This window comes from Zavarzinella formosa DSM 19928 (assembly GCF_000255705.1).
GTDB classification, from domain to species: Bacteria; Planctomycetota; Planctomycetia; order Gemmatales; family Gemmataceae; genus Zavarzinella; species Zavarzinella formosa.
This window is the reverse complement of record NZ_JH636449.1, coordinates 209,107-223,744: the sequence shown is the minus strand read 5'-3', so window position 1 is coordinate 223,744 and position 14,638 is coordinate 209,107. Positions and strand designations below refer to the sequence as shown.

Annotated in this window: 10 protein-coding genes; 7 read left to right on the top strand and 3 right to left on the bottom strand. The window is 60.4% G+C overall.

What is annotated here, in order from left to right:
- Window positions 1-55: 55 nt before the first annotated feature.
- The 3 genes from BGIM_RS59210 to BGIM_RS0141160 all read left to right on the top strand — a co-directional run bounded on the left by BGIM_RS59210 (window position 56) and on the right by BGIM_RS0141160 (window position 4,918).
- Window positions 56-481, top strand: a complete 426-nt coding sequence (locus BGIM_RS59210) for a hypothetical protein (RefSeq protein WP_157369814.1) — start codon at window positions 56-58, stop codon at window positions 479-481.
- Window positions 482-613: 132 nt separating this feature from the next.
- Window positions 614-3,541, top strand: coding sequence for a DUF1592 domain-containing protein (locus BGIM_RS0141165; protein WP_020475443.1), 2,928 nt, complete (start codon window positions 614-616; stop codon window positions 3,539-3,541).
- A 36-nt stretch (window positions 3,542-3,577) separates the two neighbouring features.
- Window positions 3,578-4,918: a DUF1552 domain-containing protein gene (locus BGIM_RS0141160; protein ID WP_020475442.1), complete on the top strand. Its 1,341-nt coding sequence runs from the start codon at window positions 3,578-3,580 to the stop codon at window positions 4,916-4,918.
- A 26-nt stretch (window positions 4,919-4,944) separates the two neighbouring features.
- Here the strand turns inward: BGIM_RS0141160 and BGIM_RS0141155 are convergent, their stop codons facing one another.
- Window positions 4,945-6,261 (bottom strand): DUF3999 family protein, encoded by a 1,317-nt coding sequence (locus BGIM_RS0141155; RefSeq protein ID WP_020475441.1) that lies wholly within the window; start codon window positions 6,259-6,261, stop codon window positions 4,945-4,947.
- Window positions 6,254-8,140 carry a DUF2339 domain-containing protein gene (locus tag BGIM_RS0141150; RefSeq protein WP_020475440.1) on the bottom strand — a complete coding sequence of 629 codons (1,887 nt, stop codon included), beginning with the start codon at window positions 8,138-8,140 and terminating at the stop codon, window positions 6,254-6,256. Before BGIM_RS0141150 ends, BGIM_RS0141155 begins: the two co-directional genes overlap by 8 nt.
- 287 nt (window positions 8,141-8,427) lie before the next feature.
- Between BGIM_RS0141150 and BGIM_RS0141145 the strand changes: the two genes are divergently transcribed.
- From BGIM_RS0141145 to BGIM_RS0141130, 4 genes are all read left to right on the top strand, one after another.
- Window positions 8,428-9,888: a hypothetical protein gene (locus BGIM_RS0141145; protein ID WP_020475439.1), complete on the top strand. Its 1,461-nt coding sequence runs from the start codon at window positions 8,428-8,430 to the stop codon at window positions 9,886-9,888.
- Window positions 9,889-9,927: 39 nt separating this feature from the next.
- Entirely contained in the window at window positions 9,928-10,290 is a 363-nt protein-coding gene (locus tag BGIM_RS55175) for a gamma-glutamylcyclotransferase family protein (RefSeq protein WP_020475438.1), read from the top strand.
- A gap of 43 nt (window positions 10,291-10,333) precedes the next feature.
- Window positions 10,334-11,734 (top strand): ethanolamine ammonia-lyase subunit EutB, encoded by a 1,401-nt coding sequence (locus BGIM_RS0141135; RefSeq protein ID WP_020475437.1) that lies wholly within the window; start codon window positions 10,334-10,336, stop codon window positions 11,732-11,734.
- 175 nt (window positions 11,735-11,909) lie between these two features.
- A complete protein-coding gene (locus BGIM_RS0141130; protein ID WP_020475436.1) occupies window positions 11,910-13,205 on the top strand; it encodes a DUF1501 domain-containing protein in 1,296 nt (431 codons plus the stop codon).
- Window positions 13,206-13,284: 79 nt separating this feature from the next.
- On the opposite strand, the gene BGIM_RS0141125 is transcribed toward BGIM_RS0141130, so the two are convergent.
- Complete coding sequence (locus BGIM_RS0141125) at window positions 13,285-14,607, bottom strand: DUF1501 domain-containing protein (protein ID WP_020475435.1); 1,323 nt, start codon at window positions 14,605-14,607, stop codon at window positions 13,285-13,287.
- Window positions 14,608-14,638 lie beyond the last annotated feature (31 nt).

The window sequence follows — 14,638 nt, the reverse complement described above, 5'->3', positions numbered from 1 at the left end:
ACCGATGGTGGCCGATACCCGCAAGCAAACTTGTTTGGACGCCGAGGGATTTGTCATGGACGAGCCGTGGCATGTGGTCCACACAATAGACGATTGGTACGACGGCTCTCGCGGTGGTGTGGCCGATTACTTTGGCGTTTCTCACTACTATCGCTCGATATATCTCGACACCCCAACATGGAACCCCGATGAGGATCGGTTTGAGTTGACTCTGTTGCCGACGGTCGCGTTTGAAGCCGCGTTGGAACTACAAGCGATCTGGGAGAAATGGCATCAGGCATACAAGGCCGGAACCGCCCCGGAAGATCCCGACGATGAGAGGGTGTTGCCCGAGGATAAAACCAAGAATGCAGAACTGACACAGATTCTGGCGGCCGGGCGAGAGTCTGGCAAAGACCGGATAATACTTGTTCGGGGGGAGTTTAAACTTGGCTGCAAGCATGTCTGTTGGCGAAAGATGGAACAGGAGGTGCTTGAATAGAATCCCCGGTGTAAGGGGATGTTTTTGCATCTGACATCTCCCAACCCTCTTCTTGCGGCTCGCGGCAAGTTCTGGTAAAGTCATCCCAACATCCCGCCTGAACGCACGTTGTCGGCCGCCCTGAGAGATGACATGACTTTTCTCAATCGTTGGTTCCTGATTCTTCTTTCATTGACGGCCGCCGGGCCGGTCATCGCGGCCGACACTCTGGAAGCCTCTTTTGACAAGAATGTTCAGCCGTTTTTGAAGCAGCATTGCGTGCGCTGTCACAATGCCGACAAGATGACTTCCGGGGTTCGGCTCGATCATCTCGACGCGAAGCTGGAGGATCGGCATCTGAAGTTGTGGGAAGCCGTCTTGAAGCAGACCAGCGGCAAGGCCATGCCCCCCGAGGATGCGAAGCAACCGGCCGACGAGGAACGCAAGCGGGCGGTTGAGTGGATGGAACAGGCGATGAAAGTCGCCCGGTCGCGGCCGACGCCGAAGAACGGCAGTGTGCGACGGCTGACCGTCGCGCAATACCGCAACACCCTCCGCGAATTGCTTTTGCTGGATGACAACCTGGCCGATGTCCTGCCGCCGGATGCCGTGTCGCGGGACGGGTTCGTCAACAATCAGGAAACGCTGCAACTCTCGCCGCTGTTGTTGGAAGCCTATTTCGACATCGCCGACCAAGCCCTGAGCCGCTGCATCGTCGATCCGAAGACGAAGCCGTCGATTCAGAATTTTCGAGTCGATCTCGGAGCCGGGATCAACCCGAAGCCAATCCCGAACAACCTCATTCTCGGTGCGGATAGTCTGCTGCTCAAGACGCCCGATTATGTGGTGGAACAACTCAAGCCCGCCAAGCCGTTCGCCTATGAACCGTTCATGATGAAAACGAAATATCGGTTCATCGAGGGCTATCAGGGCAACGACACCGTTCGCGGTTGGCGCGATTACGACAGCATCTATCACGCGGTGTACGCCTGTATGCGAGGTACCCACGGCTACCCGAAAGGGCAGGCATATGGCACGGTCCCGCAGGGCTTGCTCCTGCGGCCCGCTATCCCGAGCGCGGAAATCTTTGGCGTGGACAGCACCTATGGCCCGAAGGCGAACTTCAAAATCGCCTTGAGGGAACTGCCGGATCACGGCCGGTTCCGCGTCACCGTCACGGCGGCGAAGTATGACGACGGCCTGTTGCTCGATCCCAGCGCGGCCCCGGCCGAGTCGGCGGAGGCTGTTGTTTGCCGCGAGTTCAAATCGCCGCAAACGGTGACAATCAAGCGGGCCGGTGTTTACCAAGTGGATTGTTACTCGGCCAAATCGGGGAAGGCCGCCGATGTGACGCTCAATCTCGGCGACCGGCAGTTTGTCGGCGCGCTCAACCAACCCGCCTTCCTCGCGGTTCGCCTTCCCGCCGGGCTGCTGACCCTGAGCTTTGCCCACCCTGGAGGAACGCCGGATCGGATTGTCCTCACGCCGCTCGCCGACGATCACGCGGTGGCGGTCAAGTTCGCCGCGTTTGAAAAGCGTTCTCCGCAACTCGGCGTTCACATGGGCTTCCGCCGCGATTGCGGCAGCACGCTCGCTCCGGTTGGCGTTCCGCAGGCTGTGCCGGGCGACAAGCTCACGCGGTTTGTGTTTGAAGGGACGATCCAAAACTACCCGAATCCCAACGTGGAGAAGGACAACGTCAATTATCTTGCCGGGGTCCGCGAAATTGGCGTGCGCAGCGAATACACCGACGGCCGAGACATGCCGCGACTGTTGATCCGCTCCGTCGAGTTTGAAGGCCCGCTCTATGACGCCTGGCCCCCGGCCCCCCACCGGAACATCTTCCCGGATGCCGGTCCCAAGGGTGATGAAACCCCGGACTACGCGAAGAAAGTCATCCGCGATTTCGCCACGCGGGCATTCCGGCGCCCCGTCACGGCCGTAGAGGAGGCCGCATTCTTCGGCGTGTTTGAAAAAGCCACGCGAGGCGGGGCGAGCTTCCAAACAGGCGTGAAGGATGCCCTTCAAGTCGTGCTGACCTCACCGCAGTTTTTGTTCTTGGTCGAGAACAGCCGCACGCCGGACGCGGAACCGCTCGATCATCATGAGCTGGCGTCCAAGCTCTCGTACTTCTTGTGGAACGGGCCTCCGGACGCGACGACGTTGAAACTGGCCGCTTCCGGGGAGTTGGCGAAGCAACTGGATGCCGAGGTCGCGCGGATGATCGCTGACCCGCGATTCACGCAATTCACCAGTGAATTCGTCGCCCAATGGCTGTCACTGGACAAGTTCGCCGTGCTGGAACCGGATCGCAAACGGTTCCCCAAGCTCACGCGGGACACGCGGAACCAATTGCGGCAAGAACCGGTGCGGTTCGTCGAACACTTGATCCGGAACAATTTGCCCGCGAGAAATCTGATCGCCTCCGACTTCGTGATGGCGAACGAAATCGTCGCCGGTTATTATGGCCTCGCGGACAAATCGGAAAGCGGCTTCCGGTTTGTGCCGATCCGTCACGACCGGCGCGATCTGGGGGGCGTTCTCACACAACCCGCGATTCTGGCCGGTTTGTCCGACGGCCGGGAGTCGAACCCGGTGAAACGGGGCGCGTGGCTGGCCCGCAAGATCGTCGCCGAGCCGCCGGACGACCCGCCGCCGAATGTGCCCGCCTTGAAGGAGGAAACCCGCTCCCTCTCGCTTCGCGAGCGATTGGAAAAGCATCGCAGCCAGACGGGCTGCATGCAATGCCACTCGAAGGTGGACCCGTGGGGCGTGCCGCTGGAGGAATTCGACGCGGGGGGCCTGTTCAAGAAAACCCGCGTGGACGCCCGCTCCACCCTGCCGGACAAGACCGAAGTAAGCGGTTTTGCGGCAATGCAGAAATACCTTGCCGATGACCGGATCGATCAGGTGGCGTTTGGCCTCCTCAAGCATCTGACGATCTACGCGACCGGCCGAAACCTGACGTACAACGAACTTGAGTTCCTGCGCAAAGATGGGTTAAGATTGAAGGCCGACGGATACCGGATGAGGGACATGATCCGGTATGTCGTCACCAGCAAGATGTTTCTCGAAAAGTAATCCCGCCACACACCCGCCATCGAACGTGAGCCTCGCATGATTTCCGCCAGAATGCTCGACCGCCGTGCCTTCCTTTTCGGCCTCGGCGGCGCCTCGCTCGCCCTGCCGGTCCTTGATGCGATGGGGAAGGAGGCCAGCGAAAACATTCCCCGCCGTTTCTGCGCGATCTACACCGCGAACGGCATGTCGCTTCCCCGCAAGGAACACGGCCTCGACGAATGGAGTTGGTTTCCGCGGGCCGAGAAGGATGGCGAATTCGTCTTCGGTAAGTCTACGGAACCGCTGGCCCCGTTTCGCAAGCAGCTTAGCTTCGTGGGTGGCCTCCACCACCCGAGTGGCCCGAAGTCCGACCCGCACGTTTGCTCCGACATGTGGCTGACCGGGGCGCCGTTGCACAACCCGAAACCCGGCTCGTACAACACTGTCGGCCTCGACCAAGTGGTCGCGCTCAACACCAAGCAATTCTGCCGGCAACCGTCGCTGGTGTTGTCAATCGACGCCGGAACCGGGTTCCTTTCCCGCACCGGCACGATCTCTTACGGCCTCGAAGGCCGCCCGATCCCGGCCGAGAACAATCCCCGCCGCATCTTCAACCGGCTTTTCCGGGGTGATCGCGTCTCGATGAAATCGGAACACGAAAAGCTGCAACGCCAGATCAAACTGGTGGACGCCATCGGCGAGAGCGCCAAATCGCTCAACCAGCAACTCGGCAAGTCCGACCGCGAACGGATGGATCAATACCTCACGTCGCTGAACGAAGTGGAATCGCGGCTGATTGCCTCCGAGAAATGGATTGACGTGCCGCTGAAAAAGCAGGACTACGCCCACCTCAACTTGGACGCCACCTCCGAGGGCGAACCGGCTGAGTTCTACCGCAATATGTTCGATCTGATCTCGCTCGCGTTCGACGCGGACATCACACGATCCGTCGTGTTCATGCTCAATCGCGAGGACGGCATGGGCATCAGCGACACCTTCCCCATCAAACTCGGGCTGGGTCACACGCATCACTCGTTGTCACACGCGACGGACAAAACCGGGCAACTGTCGTTCGCCAAGTACGATCTCTTCCTGAGCCAGCAGTTGGCCCATTTCTTCGGGCGGCTGAACAAGTATCAAGATCGCAACGGCAGCGTGCTGGACAACACCATCGTTCTCTATGGCAGCGGCGCCAGCACGACGCACAACTCCCGGAACCTGCCCACCCTCGTCGCCGGGGGCGCCAAGATGGGTCTGAAACACGGCTCCTACTTGAGGAAAGAAGACGGCCGGATGTCGAACATGTACCTCAGCATCCTGCGGTCCATCGGCATTGAGCAAGAATCCTTCGCCGACAGCACCGGCACTTTCGGCAACGGCCTCTTCGACCGGGCGTGACAACAAAAAGAGTTCGATGTCCCCAATCAGGTTTGCGAGGCAGATGCCGCATCGTGTTTGCGGATCGCCTGTCTTGCAGTGACGGCCAGCAACCCCGCCAGTGCCACCACCACGGCGCCAAACACGGCGGATGTCACCCAAGGCAGCCGGTCGATCAAAGGCCTAGGGTCCGCCGGAGGGCGGTACTCGGGGTTTCGGCGGGGTTCACCGGTAATTGTTGTCCGGGTCGCCACCGGGGCGGCCGGAAGTGTTCGCCCGATGTCATAGCCGGGGTCCGGCGCCGACGGGTTCCCCAGATACAATCGCAGCGGCCCGCTCATCTCCTCGGTCCTCTGGAACAAAATTTGATCGGCCGATGCCCCGGCTGATTTCAGTCGCAACTGAAGCGGCGGGTTTCGCTGATCGATCACCACCAGTCGCAATTTGGCCGCAATCGTCCGTTGGGAAATTCTCACTTGCAACGGCCCTGTCCGGCCCAACCCGCGTTCCCACTGGCCGGAGGAAATCAGTGGCCAAGGCTCTTCGGTGGTCACTTCTTCCAGTCGGTAGGAACGGGAAAACTCCTTGTCGTCGGCCTCGAACGCCAGAGTCTCCCAAGGCGCCTTTTCCCCGCCCGGCAAAGTAATCATCCATTGAGAGGCATACCCCTCGGATGAACGAACCGGCTCGCGTGGCGATAGAATCGCCGGCCACACCGATTCCAATCCCGGATCGCGGATTTCCCTCATCACCCGGACTTGGACTTCTCCGGGGCGGTCGGCCGGGTTGCCTTTGTCCGGCGAGACCGACACCCTCATGTACCGAAAACGGCTCGGCGCGTAGTCGATGCCGCGCTGGTCGAACACTTGGCCGCCGCCGGTGAAATATCGTAACTCCCCGGCCGCCACTTCCCGCCATGTCGTCCCGTCGTCGCCCCCCTCGACCCGGACGGCTCGCCGGTAGTCGCTTCCCCCGGCCGTCACCTCCATCCGGTTGTGGTCCTCCGCTCCTTCTCCCAAGTCCAGACTGACAGCGGCCGATCCGTTGGCGTTTTTCACCCGGTTGAAGTCCTTCGGGGCAAACGCCCGAAACTCGCTCCGGGGGTTTCGGCGCCGCAAGGCGAAGGGGACTTCCCGTCCCCTCGCATCGTACAACCGGAGGTCGAGCAGATCGGCCCGCCCCGCTTGTGTGTAAATGGCCGGGGTGGCAAACAAGTCGCACAAACCCGGCTCGCCCTTTTCCGGCAGGGAAACCTCCAGGTATGTCGGCCACCCGGCCAGCGATTCGGCGTTCGGCCCGGCCGCGAAGCCGGTTTGGCTGGCGAGCAGGACCAAGCCGAGAATGCACAGGCGGCGGTTAATCATGGTCAGCCTCTTTCCCGGCACGGGCAAAACGCTGGTAGCCCCAGGCGGCGGCGGCCATCACCACGGCGACAGCCAGGAATGTCAACGCACGGTAAATCGCCGGCAATTCGCTCAAGTCGTATCCGATTAACTTCAGAACCGTCACCACGAGAAGCCCCAAGCCGATCCATCGCAAGGAGGGAAGCGACCGGACAAAACCCGCCGCCAGAAGCGTCGCGGCATACGCCGCCCAGATGATCGACAGACCCGTTTGCGTTTCCGTGTCGGACAGACTGAGCAGTTCGTTTCCGGTATGCAGGGTCTCCCACGTCAGGACGATCCAGACAAGGGCCGCCGTGCCCAATCCGGCCGCGTGCCGGACGACCAGATCCAAATCGGTCAGCCGATTCGGGGAACGGCGGGTCGACAGGGCGACCGCCAGTAAACAACCGGCCACGCCGAGCATGGGCAATGAGCGAGGGTTGAACAAAGGCAACATCATGGTGGTATCCGCCTCACCGTCGACCCACATCCATGCGAGCGAGATCAACGAGGCCATCAGAAACACCATCCCGCCGACTCGCAGGAACGGTTCCCGAACCCGAAGCCCGAACCACCACAACACGGAGCCAATCACCGCCCATCCCACGGCCGTCCACGGGGCGCTTGATTGCAGTGGGATGGCCACGCCGAGAAACCCAAACGCCAGGGCGGACAGCGTCGCAATCCGGATCATGTCCTTGCTGGCGGCCGGAAGGGCCAATCGGGCCAAAATGGCATACCAAAGCGAGAAGGCGACAGCCAGCGTTCCCCGCCATTCGGCCGCCTCGTCGTCCACAATCCGGTGAAGAGTCAAAAAGAAGAATAAGCCGGTGGCCAGCCACATCACCACCCGTTCTCCGTCGGCGGCGCGGACCCGCGTGAACCGGCCGGCGAGCATCCAAGCCGCATACAACCCGGTCTGGACGGCGACGACGGCCCACATCTTCTCGGGGTGATAACGACCCGCGAACCAAGCCCAGAACAATATTTGGGAGCCGAGAAACGTCAGCAAGCCTAAACCCGGATGCGAGACGGATCGAGTCAGGAAGGCGGCCGCCACGTTGACCACCGACAGATAAATGAAGAACGCGGCATACCGGTCCTCGTCGGCCGGCACCAAGGCCGGCACGAGCAAGGCCCCGGCCAGCGCCAGATACGCCAGCGGCCTCGCCCGATACCAGATCGAGAGCAGCACCCCCTCGGCCACGATCATGGTAAGGAACATCCCGCCAGTCGCCGGGCGAAGCAAGGTGTAATAGCCGAACGAGACATACACGGACAAGTACAGGACCAACAGCCCCGCCGAGCAGAACATCGAACAGCCACGGATTTGGCCGCGAACACCGGATCGCCCCCCGGCCAGACACAAGGCGATGCCAATCACCGCCCCGGTGGCCACTCGGGCCGTCGGGCCAAAAACCGTGTCGAAGGCGTGCTTGATGAAAAATGACGCGGCCAGCACCACCAACCCGACGGCCACCCATCCAAGCACCCGTCGGCCGATGAATTTCTCCCAATCAATCGGCTGGGGAGTCGGCGGTTGGCGATGTCGGCTCGGCAGAGGCGGCGGGGCATGCCGGGCCGGTGCTGGAGCGACCGGCGTCAACCTCTCGACCGAACTGTCGGCGGGCGTTTCTGGTTCACCCAAAAGCGGAGGCGGTTCCGGGTGAGGTTGGTCCCGATGAAGAGCGGCGAAACGGCGTCCCAAGGCTTCCAAGTCACGGTCAATTTCACGAAGAAGCCGTCTCGTCGAAGTGAGTTGCCCGGCCAGACTTGCCGTGCGAACGCAAGCCACCACGGCCACCACCGTGGCCACAAGGGCGATCAGGAGACCAAGGCTGGCAATCACGGTGGTCATGCGTTCTCTGCGAAGATGTTGTCCGGACTGATCCTCCCGGATGAACGCTTTCCGGGATCATTGCGTTGATTTGTGATATGAGTGTAATGCCTTGTGAAGGCGGACGGCAAGGGTTTTCCATATTGCCTGAAGTTTGAAACCGGCTCGCCTGCCGCTTTGGTGAAAAACGGTTGGGAGAGTTTTTCAGGGGAGTCTTGCAACCACTCTTGCCTCCGGGCACAATACAACAAATTCGACGCGATGTGCGCGCATCCTTATCCACGGTCCCCCTTCCGGGAGCCTTTTGCATGAATGCTCTTTGCCGTCCGGCTCGCTTGTTCGCGGCCATGCTCGCGGTCGCCGGGTTTTGTTGCCCCGTCGGCCGGGCCGACGAAATCGGCCCAAGATCCAGCCTCCGGGGGAAGATCGAGGACACCGAATGGTCCAATCAGGAGATGAAAACCAAAGAGGGGACCACAATCCCCAAAGGGATCATCAAACTCACGTTCAAGAAGGATTATTCCTTCACCTTCGACATCAACGGGGCGACGTCCGGCAAGGGCAAGATGGAACTCAAGGAGAAGGATGCCGTCACCCTTCATTTTGAGGAGGATTTCAACGGCCGGAAAGATCACGAGGAACAGATCACCATTGAGAAGGATCTTCTCACGTTGGTGGACACCGACGGCACGACGTTGAAATTCGACCGCGCCAAGCCGAAGGGGGGATTGCTCGGGGCGATTCCTGTGGTTCCTCCGGCCGCCGAATCGAACCTCAAGGGGAAGATCGAGGGGACCAAGTGGAGTTCCCAAGCCATGACCACCAAAGACGAAGTGAAGCTTCCTCCCGGCATCATCACGCTGGACCTGAACAAGGACATGACCTTCACCTACAAAGCCGGGCCAATGACTTGGACCGGCAAATACGAACTCCTCAAGGGGGACAGCATGAAGCTGCTCTCCGATCAGGATCTTGGCGGCAAGCGGGAGAATATCGAGTCGATGATCCTGAAGGGCGATGTCCTGCGGTTGGTCGATCCGGACGGCACGGAAGTGGTTTTCGACAAGGTGACGGACAAGCCGATGGTCAAGGTTCCGCCAAAGGAAGTCGCTCCTCTTTCCAATCTCAAGGGAAAGATTGAAGGGACCGAGTGGAAAAGCAAGAAAGCCACCGTGAAGGGAACCGAACTGCCCGCCGGGACGCTTACCCTGAAGTTTGGCGCGGACTTGAGTCTTGTCTACACGGCCGGCCCGGTGGCGAAGTGGACCGGCAAATGTGAATTGCTGGCGGGCGATCAAGTGAAGCTCATCACCGAGCAGGATCTTGGCGGCCGGAAGGAAAACCTCGAAAAGATCGTGATCGTCAAAGACGTGCTGACGATGACTGATTCCGACGGGACGGAACTGGAGTTTGACCGGGTGGTCGGCAAAGCCGACCCGAAGGGCAAACCCGTCTCCAACCTGAAGGGGAAAATCGAGGGGACGAAGTGGAAGAGCCTCAAATCCACGGTGAACGGCGCCGACATTCCGGCCGGGGCCATCAGCATTGATTTCAACGCCAACCTCACCTTCACCTACCGCGCCGGCCCGATGGTTTGGACCGGCAAATATGTCCTGCTTGAGGGGGACGGCTTGAAGCTGCTCTCCGATCAGGATCTCGGCGGCACGAAGGAAAATTACGAGAAAGTCGTGATCGAAAAGGACGTGCTGACGATGACCGACCCGAACGGCACGCAACTGAAGTTCGCCAAGGCCCCGTCGGATGATTGAGGCGAGATGATTTGGTCGGATACTCCAAGGAACGCCCTGATGGCTCACACGGTGATCTTCGTCTACGGAACGCTCAAAACCGGCCAGTCCGGTAACGGGAAAATGGCCGGGCAGCAGTTTCTCGGAACCGCCACCACGATGCCGTTGTACCGGCTTTACGGGCTTGGCTGGCATCCCGGCTTGGTGCGGGACACCGAACATGGGTTGGCCATTGAGGGAGAGTTGTGGGGCGTGGATGACCGCGCGTTGGCCTTGCTGGATGAGTACGAGGGCGTTCCCGATTGGTATGGCCGGGAACCCATTGCCCTCCAGCATCACACCGGCGATTGTCTGGCGTATTTTTACAAACATGAAATCCCCGCCGGGGCGCCGACGGGCAGTGTCTGGCCTTTTCCGGCTTGAAACTCTTCTCTTTATCTTCCCCAAATCAACCCGGAGTTGAACCGTGGCTTATCGGTATTCGCTCCGGGGGGAAACGTTTGCCTTTCACGATCTCAAGCAACTTTTCGCGGCCGCCAATGAGTTGAAATCCGGCGATCAACTCGCGGGAATCGTGGCCGTCACCGAGAAGCAACGGGCGGCCGCCAAACTCGTCTTGGCCGACGTTTCGTTGGAGGAGATTCTCCGCAATCCCCTCGTCGATCCCGACCGCGATGATGTTTCCCGGTTGATTCTCGACACGCACGACCCATTGGCCTTCGCCCGGATTCGTTCGCTCACCGTCGGCGAACTCCGGGAGTTTCTGCTCTCGTCCGACGGCCCGACATTGACTTCCTTGTCGCGGGGTATCATCCCCGAGATGGCAGCGGCGGTCGCCAAGCTGATGTCCAACAAGGAACTGGTTTATGTCGCCCGGAAAATCCGGGTGGTGTCCCGTTGTCGCAACACTTTGGGGGAAGAAGGCGTCTTTGCCGTGCGGGTGCAGCCTAATCATCCGACCGATGACGTCACCGGAATTCTCCTCTCGGCCATCGACGGGCTGGCGATGGGATGCGGCGATGCGGTCATCGGCGTGAATCCGGCCACCGAATCCGTGGACCGGGTCGCCGATGTTTTGAGGGCGTTGGACCGGTTGATCGACACGCTCCAGATTCCCACGCAGGCGTGCTGCCTGTCACACATCACCACCCAATTGGCGGCGATGGATCGGGGAGCCCCTGTTGATCTGCTGTTTCAATCGATTGGCGGAACCCAACAGACCAACGAGAGTTTTGGCGTCTCCCTCCCCATGCTCCGCGAGGGGCGGGAACGGACCTTGGAATCCCACAACCAACGGCCGGTTCCGTGGGCGGGCAATCAAGTCATGTACTTTGAGACCGGGCAGGGGAGTTCTCTGTCGGCCGAAGCCCATCACGGTGTCGATCAACTCACGTTGGAAGCCCGCGCCTACGGTGTCGCCCGCACGCTTGATCCGTTCCTCGTCAACACGGTCGTCGGGTTCATCGGGCCGGAATATCTTTTCGATGAACGGCAAATCATCCGGGCCGGACTGGAAGACCACTTCATGGGCAAACTGCTTGGCCTGCCGATGGGGTGCGATGTGTGTTACACCAACCATGCGGAAGCCGACCAAAACTCGGCCGACAATCTCCTCCTGCTCCTCGCGGCCGCCGGTTGCAACTATGTCATGGGAGTGCCGTGCGCGGACGATGTGATGCTGAACTACCAATCCACCAGCTACCACGATGCCGTGCTGACACGCGAGTTGTTTGGCTTGTCCCCGGCGCCGGAATTTGCCCGGTGGTTGCATGAGCAGGGAATTTTCCGCGATGGCCAACTTGCTCCCGCACACGGAGAGCCATCGGCGTTGTTTGGCCGCATGGCCCGGATTCTCGACCAATCATGAGAAACTTGGCGACCGGAATCCCCCATCTTGCCATCCGGCCGATTCTGGAGGGGTTCGAGATGAAATTTTGAAGTTTTTCTGATTGCGTTCGTTCGGAAGTCAGATTAATATCTGAGAACCGCCTAATGTGTGAATACCCACCTGCCGGAACTCCCTACCTCTTCGGGGTCATGTCATGCTCTCCTTCCTTGGCAAACGCCAGACGTTTTGTGACGGTCTTCACCGCCGGAATTTCCTGAAACTCGGAGCCTTCGGCACCGGCCTCACCCTCGCGGACATGCTTCGGCTGCAAGCCACCGCCGCCCCGTCCAATTCGCTTTCCAGCAGCGGCCGGCCCAAATCGGCGATCATGGTCTACCTCCCCGGCGGCCCGTCGCACATGGATATGTACGACCTCAAGCCGGACGCCCCCTCCGAGTTCCGGGGCGAATTCAAACCGATCAACACCAACGTGTCCGGAATCCAGATTTCCGAACACTTCCCGATGCAGGCGAAGATGATGGACAAAATGTCCATTGTCCGCTCCCTCGTGGCCAACGACGAACACAGCGATTCCTATGTGATGACCGGCTTCACCGAGCAGGTCAACCGCGCGGCTGTCCAAGGTCAGCATCCCTCCTTCGGGTCAGTGATGTCGAGGGTGCGGGCCGGCCAGAGCGACATTCCTCCGTTCGTCAGCCTGCGGGGCATGAGCATTGGCTGCGAACCCGGTTTTCTCGGCGTCGCCCACCGGGCCTTCACCTCCGAAGGAACCGGCTTGGATAACCTCCGGCTCCGCAATGGTGCCGCCGCCAAGCTTGACGACCGCAAGAATCTGTTGACATCCTTTGACACGATTCGTCGGGATATCGACAAGGGAACGACGATGGGCGGGATGGACGCCTTCACCGGCCGGGCCTTCGACATGATCTCGACGGGCACGGTTCACAAGGCCCTCGACCTGAAGAACGAAGATCCCCGCGTGTTGGATCGCTACAAGAACGTGGAAATGTTCCTCAAGGCCCGCCGTCTGGTGGAAGCGGGCGTCGGGTGCGTGACCCTCAGCTACGGCGGTTGGGACACCCACTCCGCGAACTTCACGACCCTCAAGAAGCAACTGCCGGAACTCGACCGCGGGATTGCCAACCTGATCCAAGATTTGCATGATCGCGGGATGGAAGATGACGTGGTCACCATCGTTTGGGGCGAATTCGGCCGCACGCCGAAGATCAACTCGTCCGAGGCCGGGCGGGATCACTGGTCCCCGGCCATGTCGGCCTTGGTCGCTGGCGGCGGTCTCAAGATGGGGCAGGTCGTCGGCTCGACGAACGCCCGAGGGGAACACCCCAAGGACCGGCCGTACAAGGTTCCGCAAATGCTGGCGACCCTGTATCAAGCCATCGGCATCGATCCCTCGATGACCTTCCAGAACGGCACCGGCCGGCCGATGTACATCCTCGACAACCGCGATCCGGTGTCTGAACTGCTTTAATCGGCTCTTGATTCGCCAAACGAAAAGGGGCGGGCAATCAATTGATTGCCCGCCCCTTTTTTTCATTCACGGATCAGAATCACATCCACTCGCGGATCACCCGGCCTTCGTTGAGGCGAATCGGCCGACCGTCCGGCGTGTTCGTCATCAAATCCAGCGGGATGCCAAGTTTCGTGTAGATGGTCGCTGCGATGTCTTCGGTGACATATTCATCGTGTGTCGGCCGGCCACCTTCGCCATCGGTGCGGCCCAACACCGAACCGCCGGGGACGCCCGCCCCGGCCATGATTGCAAAGCCCGCCGAGGCCCAGTGGTCGCGGCCTCCGGCCGAATTGACCTTGGGCGTCCGGCCGAAGTCTGTCAGCCAAACCACCAATGTTGTTGAGAGTAGGCCACGATCTTCCAAGTCGCTCAGAAGGGTTGGCAGGCCCCGGTCGATCCGGGGAATGAGGTTGCTTTTCAGCGAGGCGAAGTTGTTCGCGTGGGTGTCCCAGCCGCCGTCGGAGACCGTCACTAATCGCACGCCCGACTCGATCAGACGACGGGCGAGCAAACAGGATTGGCCGAACGGGTTGCGGCCGTATTGGTCCCGGAGTTTGGGGTCTTCCGAACCAATGTCGAACGCCGATTTGGTTTCCGGGGCTGTGATGAGGTCAAGGGCGGCCCGCTGATGTTGATCCATCGCCGAGAACTCGCCGGGTTGGGAGTCGGCTTGATGTTGGAGGGCGTCGATCTTTTTCAACATGCCACGCCGACGTTCAAGCCGGGACGAATCCACCCCGGCCGGTGGTGTGATGTCCCGCACATGAAACTTTTCGATGTTCGGGTTGGCGTGGATTTCAAAGGGGTTGTGTTCCTGGCCCAAATAACCCGATGTCCCGCCACCATTGACCCGATCCACCTGATTGCCAAGTTGCACAAACGGGGGCATCCGGGTTTTGAAACCCTTTTGATGGCTGACCACCGAACCATAAGTCGGATAGATCAAGGCCGGATTGATCGGCCGGCCGGAAAGCACATACTGATCGGCCACGCCGTGCCCGGCGTTGTGCGGGTTCCAGCTACGCAACAGGGCATAACGGCCGAGTTCGCGGCCCATGTTCGGAAGAATCTCGGCGAACTTGACCCCCGGAACGGCCGTGTCGATGACGCCGAATTCGCCGCGAACGCTTTGCGGCGCCTCGGGCTTGGGGTCAAAGGTGTCGTGATGGCTCGTGCCCCCACGAGTCCAGATGACGATGCAATTCACATCGGTTTTGCGGGCTTTTTCTTTGGCTTGGGCCTTGGAGGCGAGCAACCCTGGGAGAGTGACGCCCAGACCGCCGAGCATGCCGACTTTGAGAAGATCACGGCGATGGAGACCGTCACAATCGCGGAACATGGAGGAAAAGTGGCTGAGCATGTGTGCTCTGGGGTAGGAGTGATTCGACCGT

Coding starts and splice junctions, on each gene's coding strand:
- BGIM_RS59210 (WP_157369814.1), top strand. CDS start 56: ATGGACGAGCCGTGGCATGTGGTCCACACAATAGACGATTGGTACGAC.
- BGIM_RS0141165 (WP_020475443.1), top strand. CDS start 614: ATGACTTTTCTCAATCGTTGGTTCCTGATTCTTCTTTCATTGACGGCC.
- BGIM_RS0141160 (WP_020475442.1), top strand. CDS start 3,578: ATGATTTCCGCCAGAATGCTCGACCGCCGTGCCTTCCTTTTCGGCCTC.
- BGIM_RS0141155 (WP_020475441.1), bottom strand. CDS start 6,261: ATGATTAACCGCCGCCTGTGCATTCTCGGCTTGGTCCTGCTCGCCAGC.
- BGIM_RS0141150 (WP_020475440.1), bottom strand. CDS start 8,140: ATGACCACCGTGATTGCCAGCCTTGGTCTCCTGATCGCCCTTGTGGCC.
- BGIM_RS0141145 (WP_020475439.1), top strand. CDS start 8,428: ATGAATGCTCTTTGCCGTCCGGCTCGCTTGTTCGCGGCCATGCTCGCG.
- BGIM_RS55175 (WP_020475438.1), top strand. CDS start 9,928: ATGGCTCACACGGTGATCTTCGTCTACGGAACGCTCAAAACCGGCCAG.
- BGIM_RS0141130 (WP_020475436.1), top strand. CDS start 11,910: ATGCTCTCCTTCCTTGGCAAACGCCAGACGTTTTGTGACGGTCTTCAC.
- BGIM_RS0141125 (WP_020475435.1), bottom strand. CDS start 14,607: ATGCTCAGCCACTTTTCCTCCATGTTCCGCGATTGTGACGGTCTCCAT.